Raw genomic sequence first — 8,851 nt, 5'->3', positions numbered from 1 at the left:
AACTAATCCTTAAGTCTCAGCAATGAGCTTATGAGTTAGTCATAAAAAAGGCCATCCTATTTAGGGTGGCTTTTTTTTATTGAGAAATATTGATTGTATAATTACGGGTCTACATGAATGTATGGCAAGCTCTACATATATCATCTAAGCGTAATATAATAATAAAAACAGCCTAACAATAAGCGTAAAAGGAACATCATGTTTGCGATAGAAGTATTACCAACGAATGCAGTAGAACTCGAAAATGTCATTCAAACTGTTGCCAATATAGAAACCATGGTGCAACCAGATGATGCTTGGAATCAGAGAGCATTGACTGAATTGCTTGAACAAGACAGTATTCGTCTGCTGATTGCTTACGATCAAGCCAAAGAAGAGAGTACTTCTTACCGTGAGATAGTTGGCTATTGCTTATATCAAATGACTTTTGAGCAAGCAGAGGTGTTGCGTATCGGAACTGCTCCAGAGCACCAACGACAAGGCATTGCTTCGCAGGTATTGAATAGGCTGCATGAACTGTTACAGCTCAATCAGGTAGAGAGTCTTTTGTTAGAAGTACGTGCAGACAATACAGCGGCGATAGCGTTATACGAGCAACAGGCATTCAATATTATTTATAAGCGCAAAGGCTATTACAAAATGCCACATAAACCAGCAGTCGATGCATTAATCATGCAGCATACTTATATTTAACGAAGAAAATAAATCTTAATAAAAAATAAGTAATTCTAGTTAAGGTGGCTATAACGGCTACGATATAAAAACAGAATTAACTAAGATTTAAGATTTAAGATTTAAGCTTTATTGCAAAGGAATTTTCTTTTTACAGACTTCTACATCAAGCTGATAATCACTATCTGCTTTCATTCGACCTAAAATATCCAAGCGTTCGCTCAGTAGCTCAACCATTATGCTGATATTAGCTTGTTGTTTTTTAACTTGTTCTAATTTTTGCTGAGTGAGTAAAAGCTGCGAATCAATATCCAAGTGACCATCATAATAATCATTTAAGCTGTTTTTGATTTCAGTAAGGGTGAAGCCAATAGCTTGCGCACTTTTGATCAGCTCTATGCGTTCGATACACTCTGGATGAAATTCGGTATATAAACGTGAGCCTGCCTGACGCTTGCGAGATTTTAGCAGGCCTAATTGCTCGTAATGGCGAACCGTATCTTTGGTCGTATTGGCCTTTGCTGCTAGCTCTCCAATCAATAGAAACGATGTATCAAGTGCCATAATAACCTCTTATTTTTTCGCTATGATAATCATAACTCTAGTTGCCACGGCGATTCGCTATCCAGTAGCGATACGGCTAACGGTTTATGAGAGTGCTTTTGCCATGGCACAGACTGGCTGCCTATCAAGTTGTCTAACTGAGTTAGAAAGTCAGCACGCGGTAAGGTAGTCGCACCTAAGCTCATCAAATGATCATTCGGTAGCTGACAGTCGACGAGTGCGACATCACTTTGCTCACACAGGTCCATTAGACCCCAAAACGCTAGCTTTGACGCATTAGAGGCTCGGTGAAACATTGATTCACCAAAATAGATGCCGTTTATTTTTAACCCATATAATCCGCCAATCAGTTGACCTGCTTCGTCCCAAACTTCAATGCTATGAGCAAAGCCTTGTGCATGCAATTTAGTATAAGCTTCGATCATCTCATCATGAATCCAAGTATGCTCGCCTTCGGGATGATTGTCATTAAGGCCATCACTGCGCGGTAAGCTACAGGCATGTATGACATCGTCAAAAGCTTGATTAAGCGTCACTTGCCAACGTTCGCGATTTGCTTGCTTACGTAGAGACTTACTCGGTTGATAGGCAGAGGGAACAATCACACAACGCGGCTCGGGACACCACCAAGCAATAGGCTCATCTTCGTTAAACCAAGGAAACAGCCCTTGAGCATAGGCTGATATCAGCGTTTCAGGTGCTAGGTCACCGCCCATCGCGACGATGCCAATACCATCAGGATCGATAGAAATGGGATCAGGAAAGTCATAACGCCCAAGACTTTTTAAAGTCTCAGGCGTAATGTGTTTAGCGTGCTGTTGAGTAAAGTTGCCCATTTAGGCTTCTTTATCTGCAGTTAGGGTTGAATCGTAAGTGTGATCACGAGCGACGGTTTCGCCCAGTGCATCCAAGTACTTTTCAGCATCCAGCGCAGCCATACAGCCTGTACCAGCAGAAGTGATAGCTTGACGATAAACGTGATCGGCTACGTCACCTGCAGCAAACACACCTTCGATACTAGTCTGAGTGGCATTACCATTTAAGCCACTATTAACGATCAGATAGCCATCTTTCATATCCAATTGACCTTTGAACAGGTCAGTATTTGGCTTATGACCAATAGCGACAAACATACCCATTGTATCTAGTTGCTTAGTGCTGCCATCAATCATCGATTCGATAACGACGCCATTGACGCCCATATCATCACCGACCACTTCTTTTACTTGATGATTCCATTCGATTTTGACATTACCATTTTTGGCTTTTTCAAATAGCTTATCCTGTAGGATTTTTTCAGAGCGTAGGCTGTCACGGCGATGTACTAAGGTCACTTCAGACGCAATATTAGATAAGTACAAAGCTTCTTCAACCGCTGTATTACCACCACCAATCACCGCAACTTTTTGGTTTTTATAAAAGAAACCATCACAAGTGGCGCAGGCTGATACACCAAGCCCTCTGAACTTAGTCTCTGATTCTAGTCCCAAGTACTGTGCAGAGGCACCAGTTGAGATAATGAGCGCGTCACAAGTATAGCTACCGTTGTTACCTGTCAATTGAAAAGGACGCTCGTTTAGGTTTACTTCGTTGATATGATCGTAGACCAATTCAGTACCGAAACGTTCAGCGTGCGCTTTCATCCGTTCCATCAATGCAGGACCTGTCAAATCATGCGCATCACCTGGCCAGTTGTCGACTTCAGTAGTGGTGGTTAATTGTCCACCGACTTCCATACCAGTAACCATAACCGGCTTAAGGTTAGCGCGTGCTGCATAAACTGCTGCAGAGTAGCCAGCAGGACCTGAGCCTAAAATAATGAGCTTTTCGTGACGTGGAGCAGTAGTGTCAGTTGCCATGAGTTGTTCCTTGCTAAATATACGAATTAAAAGTGTAAGGTATAAATATAATAAAAGACGAATATCAAAAATGACTACGAATATGCTTCTTCTAATTGCTGTGTGATAATAACATAAGGGCACAGCGCACAAAGTGCAAGTTTGCTAAAGCAAACACAGGTATCATTAGAATCAAAGCATAAACAGCATTGAAATATTAGTGCGAAAAACAAAGGGTATTTTATAGCGTTCACGTAATATAGTTGGCAATATTATGTCAATATCGTTTCGCTAACCAGCTGTTTTCTTACGCAAAGTGTCCACTGATTTACTTTCTTACCCGCTTTCTTGATAAGACTGTCGCCACTGCACCTATGTATTTGTTATTATAAGAAGTTATGCCAAGTGTAGTAGGGGCCAGGCGATAACGGTTGTTTCAAGGCTCTATGATCGGCACATGCCAAACAAACACTTCGCTCGGTACATTTATGTCAACACTTTATGTCAGCATGATTAGGCTTAGTCATGCATTGGCGACCATTTAGTATTAATAACAAGGCAGATCTTACGTGATATCAGCACCGCTTATTGAGTATTTAAAAAAGGGAATGTTTACCCTCCTTGGGTTAATACTGGCCGTTTATCTGTTTGTCATTTTGATGACTTATACAGGCAACGATCCTAGCTGGTCGCACATCAGTAGTGATATGACCACGATTAATAACATGGGCGGCGAGGCAGGCGCATGGTTATCCGATTTGCTTTATAGCTTTTTTGGGTTTGGTGCTTGGTGGTTTTTGGCGTTTGTGGTTTACGAATCTACTCTAATTTGGTGGGAAAACAAGCCAACGTTTTGGCTCATGCGATTGGTCGCTTATGTGTTTTTGCTATTAAGTGCTAGCGCATTATTCGCACAATTGGTTTCTCTAGTTCAGCAAGTCACGAACCCTGACGCAATCGGCCTCGAAGGTGTCGCTGGTGGTATCATTGGGCTAGAGTTACAGGCGCGTTTGGCACAGCTGCTATCGCAGTGGGGGAGTGTGGTTTTCTTAGCAGTATTTGTTGTGATTACCGCTACGTTTGCCTTTAATATTCATTGGATGACGATATATCAAAAGGTTCGTGCACTATCATGGCTTGGCTCAGGTGTAAAAAGTCAGGATACTATCGACGCTACTGAACCGAGTATTGCATTACAAGGTGATAGCCAAAACTTAGATGAGTCGGTAGATAAAAAATTAGAGCATGAGCAACTGCCACTTGAGTTGCAGTCTGCGGAAAATAATAGCGGTACTCAAGACGTCAGCAGTAGTGGGCGTTTCGGTAGTGTATTGTCAGACTTTTTGGCAACCTCAGGGCTGGCAGATAGTGTCAAAGCCTCCGTCATCGCAGCAAAAGCAGCGGCGACACCTAATAGCTCAAAAGGTGGGCAGGCAGATACCGATACAGGCTTGCTTAATAACTCTGCTGATAATACGGTTAATAGTACAGTCCAGCCGTTAGCCTTAAACTTGACTGCACCTGTTACTCGCAAAGTTGAGCCAAGCTTTGCGTGGAATGATGCCAATACTGTCGATGATTTGCTCGCAAGTGAGCAAATGGCTTACAGTGCCAATGGCATGGACAGTTCGGCTATGCCTGTACCTAACTATTCCCAAACGGGTACTAGTACCACAGCATCATTAGAGAAAGCAGTGCCTGCCACTACAGCAACTACAGTGACGGAAGCGGTTGATCAACCAGATATATATGATAAAGAATCATTAGCTCAGTCATCAGTTGATGAGTCAGTAAGTAGTAATTTAGCCAGTCAGCCAGTCATTGAACCTGCTGAGCCTAAAATCTCTACGACACATGAGACTGCAGAAGTAGATAAGTTGGCAGAAGCATGGTTGGCAGAGCATGCTGACATATCAGAACCTACAGAGTCTATTGTAGAAACGTCTGAAGACTCTAAGCCTGTTCAGGAAACCGTAGCAGCTGAGCCAATATTACCAGAGAAGACTCCAGAACCTATCGTAGAAGAGCCTATCAGCTTTGCGCAGGAATCTGCCAATCAATCGTCTGATACGCCTGTAGAGTTGCCACATACTGAAAAGACAGCAGTAGTCTCTGAGCCTGAAGTTGCTCCGGTAACAGTAGAGACTGAGCCTGCATTGTCAGATTTGTCAGACGTTTCAGACATGACACCAACCAATACGCCTCCTGCCAATCCAAAAGCAGCGCCAACGGTGGAAGTCACTAGCCCAGTCTCAAATGTACAGCCTGAGCCTAAAACGCCTACCCAGCCATCTGTTAGTTTTGCTGTCCCAGAAGGCGATAGCAGCAACCATATCACCGATATGATGCCAGAGGACGACAGTGATGACGACACCAATGTACCGGTCATGCCGCACATTAGTGATGACGCAGCCTTCAGTCAAAAGTCGCGCTCGATGCAAACGGCAGCTTATCGCAGCAGTCTAACGCCTATTCCAGAAGTGTCTATATTGGATAAGCCGGATCCTGACCGCAAGCCTAGCTATACTGTGGCTGAGCTTGAAAAGTTGTCTGAGTTGTTAGAAATTAAACTACAAGAATTTAACGTAAAGGCCTCTGTGGTTAATGCTATTCCAGGGCCTGTTGTCACCCGTTTCGAAGTAGAGCTGGCTGCTGGGGTGAAGGCTAGTAAAGTCACAGGTATCTCGCGTGATTTGGCGCGTTCACTATCGATGGCCTCTTTGCGTGTGGTCGAAGTGATTCCGGGTAAACCGTACATCGGTATCGAAGTGCCTAACAAGAAACGTGAAATGGTACGCTTGATTGAATTGCTCAACACCGAAACGTTCAAAGACCCTAAAGCGCAGATTAGCATGGCGATGGGTAAAGACATCGGTGGTAATCCAATCATTACCGACCTTGCGCGTGCGCCGCATATGCTAGTCGCTGGTACCACAGGCTCTGGTAAGTCAGTATTGGTCAACTCGATGCTACTATCGATGCTACTCAAATATACACCCAATGAGCTGCGTCTTATCTTGATTGATCCAAAGCAGTTAGAGCTTGCTAACTATAACGATATTCCGCATTTGTTAACGCCAGTGGTTACCGATATGACGGAAGCGGCCAGTAGCTTGTCATGGTGTGTGGCCGAGATGGAACGTCGCTATCAGCTAATGAGCTTGCTAAAGGTTCGTAAGCTCAATGAGTTCAACAAGAAGGTCATCGCGGCGGAGAAATCAGGCAATCCCATGCTCGACCCTCTATGGCGTCCAAATGACAGCGTAAGTATTAGCCAAGCACCCAAGCTAAAAACACTACCCATGATTGTCATTGTTGCGGATGAGTTTGCCGATATGATTATGCAGGTCGGTAAACAAGCCGAAGAGCTCATCACACGTTTGGCGCAAAAATCGCGTGCTGCAGGTATTCATTTAATGCTAGCGACTCAGCGTCCATCAGTCGATGTAATTACGGGTCTGATTAAAGCCAACATCCCAGTGCGTGCGGCACTACGAGTCAACTCAAAAGTCGATTCACGTACGATTCTAGATAGTGGCGGTGCTGAGGATATGCTGGGTAACGGCGATATGTTGTTCTTGGGGCCAGGGCAAATCGAGCCAGATCGTGTGCATGGTGCCTACGTCAGTGACGAAGAAGTCAACCGTGTCTGTGATGCGTGGCGTGAGCGCGGCGCACCTGACTATATTGACAATATGGCAGGCAATTTTGAACTATCTAGCCCAGGCGGTGGTAGTACAGCCAATGCCTCTGGTGAAGATGATGATTTATATAATGATGCCGTGGCCTTTATCATGGAAACACGTAAAGTTTCTGCCTCAAGTATTCAGCGTAAATTCAGCATCGGCTATAACCGTGCTGCGCGTATTGTCGACTCTATGGAAGAAGCTGGATTGGTCAGCTCGATGGGCAAAAGTGGCAAACGTGAACTATTGATGTAGAGTTTAGAACTAAGTAGATAGTAAAAAGGCGAGTCATGAAAATGGCTCGTTTTTTTATGGAAGAAACTTAATAATGCTTTCATAAATTGCAGGTCTAGAAGTAAGCTTTCATTATTAAATACACTCTAGGGCGCGAAGAGTAGATTCGCATACTGGCTCATTAATTCGCGAAATCGACCAGATGACTAACGAGTCCGTTTATCAAATATCAGGCACGGTTTTTTATACTAAACTGACAGGAGTTTATGAAAAAATAGTCTTTAGTTTTAGAAAATATGAGTGCTACATAGTCTTAATGAAATTACTCTCCAAGGAAGGTTAGTTATGTTTAAAGAATACACGCAATACGATGGGCTAGCCTTAGCAGCATTGGTCAACTCAGGTGAGGTAAGCGCGAAGGAATTGCTAGATGCTGCTGTCCATCAAGCCAATCAAATCAACCCTAAACTAAATGCCATTGTGCATCGTTTTGATGAGCGCGCTTACAATGCTGCGCAAGCAGGTCTGCCTTCAGGTGTATTTACTGGGGTGCCATATTTGCTAAAAGATTTATCATTTAGCTTCGCCGACGAGCCGATTACGATGGGCAGTCGCAGCGTCAATATCATTTCAGAAAAAGACAGTGAAATCGTCAAACGGATGAAAGCGACAGGCGTTAATACCTTTGGTAAGACTAACACGCCTGAGTTTGGTTTGATTATCACCACTGAGCCAAAAGCGCATGGCGCTACTAACAATCCTTTTAAGAAAGGCTATAGCTCTGGCGGCTCGTCAGGGGGCAGTGCAGCAGCAGTTGCGAGCGGTATTGTACCGATGGCAGGCGGCGGTGATGGTGGCGGCTCGATACGTTTTCCCTCAGCTTGGTGCGGCACGTTTGGGTTAAAGCCAAGCCGCGGACGTAATCCAATGGGCCCTAATCTTGGTGAAGGTTGGGAGGGGGCCGTGGCTGACCATGTGATTACGCGCTCAGTGCGCGATAGTGCAGCGATGCTAGATGCCACTAGCGGTGCGGAGATTGGTGCGCCTTATGTTATAGCTCCGCCAGACGGCACTTTTTTGCAAGCGGCAATGCGAGCACCGCGAAAGCTAAAAATAGCTTTGCATCAGCAGCCTTTGATAGCCAATACGACAGTGGACAAAGAGGTGCTGGCGGTACTTGAGCAAACGGCTAAGCAATTAGAGTCTATGGGTCATGAAGTAGTACCAGCCGAGCCAAACATCAATATCGAGCAGTTTTGGCATGACTTTATCGTTGTGGTCTGTACGCATACGGCTTTCACAATTGATAATATCGAGCGTGAGTTTGGTGCTGACCATATTAAAAACCTAGAGCCACAAACCTACAATATGGCCTTGCTTGGGCGCTCATTGTCAGCGGTTGATTTAGCACATGCCAAACATGGCTGGCATCATAGCCAGTATCAGACAGGTCTATTACTAGAAGACTACGACATGATTTTATGCCCGACTGTGCCCACACCTGCGGTAAAGCATGGTGTACTACCGCCTAGCCGTATGGATGAGATGATGATGCGTAGCGCCGAGGTGCTGAATAAAGGCTTTAATATGGGTAGATACGCCTTTAGCTCAGGCATGATAGAAAAGCTCAGTGCCCCTGTATTAGGTAAAATGGGCTTTACGTTATTGGGTAATGTTACAGGGTTACCCGCGATGTCAGTACCAGTCGGTATGAGCAAAAAAGGCCTACCGATTGGTATGCAGTTAATCGGGCGCATGAATGATGAAGCAACATTATTCAGTGTGGCGGGCGAGATGGAGCGTGCAGGTTTATTTACCAAACACGCTTTTGAGAAGTAGGGTTAAGCTATAGTTTGG

The 8,851-nt window shown here is 44.5% G+C and carries 6 protein-coding genes; 3 read left to right on the top strand and 3 right to left on the bottom strand.

What is annotated here, in order from left to right; all coding sequences use genetic code 11:
* Positions 1-198 precede the first annotated feature (198 nt).
* Positions 199-693: a ribosomal protein S18-alanine N-acetyltransferase gene (rimI, locus tag Q0788_RS11155; protein WP_298810596.1), complete on the top strand. Its 495-nt coding sequence runs from the start codon at positions 199-201 to the stop codon at positions 691-693.
* Positions 694-801: 108 nt separating this feature from the next.
* Here rimI and Q0788_RS11150 read toward each other — a convergent pair whose 3' ends face one another.
* Genes Q0788_RS11150 through trxB form a run of 3 tightly spaced genes read right to left on the bottom strand, consistent with a single transcriptional unit; the run spans position 802 to position 3,095 of the window.
* Complete coding sequence (locus tag Q0788_RS11150; RefSeq protein WP_057758493.1) at positions 802-1,236, bottom strand: MerR family transcriptional regulator; 435 nt, start codon at positions 1,234-1,236, stop codon at positions 802-804.
* 29 nt (positions 1,237-1,265) lie between these two features.
* Positions 1,266-2,072, bottom strand: a complete 807-nt coding sequence (gene aat, locus Q0788_RS11145; RefSeq protein WP_298810593.1) for a leucyl/phenylalanyl-tRNA--protein transferase — start codon at positions 2,070-2,072, stop codon at positions 1,266-1,268.
* Positions 2,073-3,095, bottom strand: a complete 1,023-nt coding sequence (gene trxB / locus Q0788_RS11140; protein ID WP_057758497.1) for a thioredoxin-disulfide reductase — start codon at positions 3,093-3,095, stop codon at positions 2,073-2,075.
* Between the two features lie 548 nt (positions 3,096-3,643).
* Here trxB and Q0788_RS11135 point away from each other — a divergent pair.
* Positions 3,644-7,015: a DNA translocase FtsK gene (locus Q0788_RS11135; RefSeq protein ID WP_298810588.1), complete on the top strand. Its 3,372-nt coding sequence runs from the start codon at positions 3,644-3,646 to the stop codon at positions 7,013-7,015.
* Positions 7,016-7,339: 324 nt separating this feature from the next.
* Positions 7,340-8,833 (top strand): amidase, encoded by a 1,494-nt coding sequence (locus tag Q0788_RS11130; RefSeq protein WP_298810585.1) that lies wholly within the window; start codon positions 7,340-7,342, stop codon positions 8,831-8,833.
* Positions 8,834-8,851 lie beyond the last annotated feature (18 nt).

This window comes from uncultured Psychrobacter sp., from assembly GCF_947500265.1.
Taxonomy (GTDB): domain Bacteria; phylum Pseudomonadota; class Gammaproteobacteria; order Pseudomonadales; family Moraxellaceae; genus Psychrobacter.
This window is presented reverse-complemented; position numbering and strand designations above follow the sequence as displayed.

What these genes read in the sequence shown, in the direction of transcription:
- Q0788_RS11130 (WP_298810585.1), top strand. Translation starts at nt 7,340, where the DNA reads ATGTTTAAAGAATACACGCAATACGATGGGCTAGCCTTAGCAGCATTG.
- aat (WP_298810593.1), bottom strand. Translation starts at nt 2,072, where the DNA reads ATGGGCAACTTTACTCAACAGCACGCTAAACACATTACGCCTGAGACT.
- trxB (WP_057758497.1), bottom strand. Translation starts at nt 3,095, where the DNA reads ATGGCAACTGACACTACTGCTCCACGTCACGAAAAGCTCATTATTTTA.
- rimI (WP_298810596.1), top strand. Translation starts at nt 199, where the DNA reads ATGTTTGCGATAGAAGTATTACCAACGAATGCAGTAGAACTCGAAAAT.
- Q0788_RS11150 (WP_057758493.1), bottom strand. Translation starts at nt 1,236, where the DNA reads ATGGCACTTGATACATCGTTTCTATTGATTGGAGAGCTAGCAGCAAAG.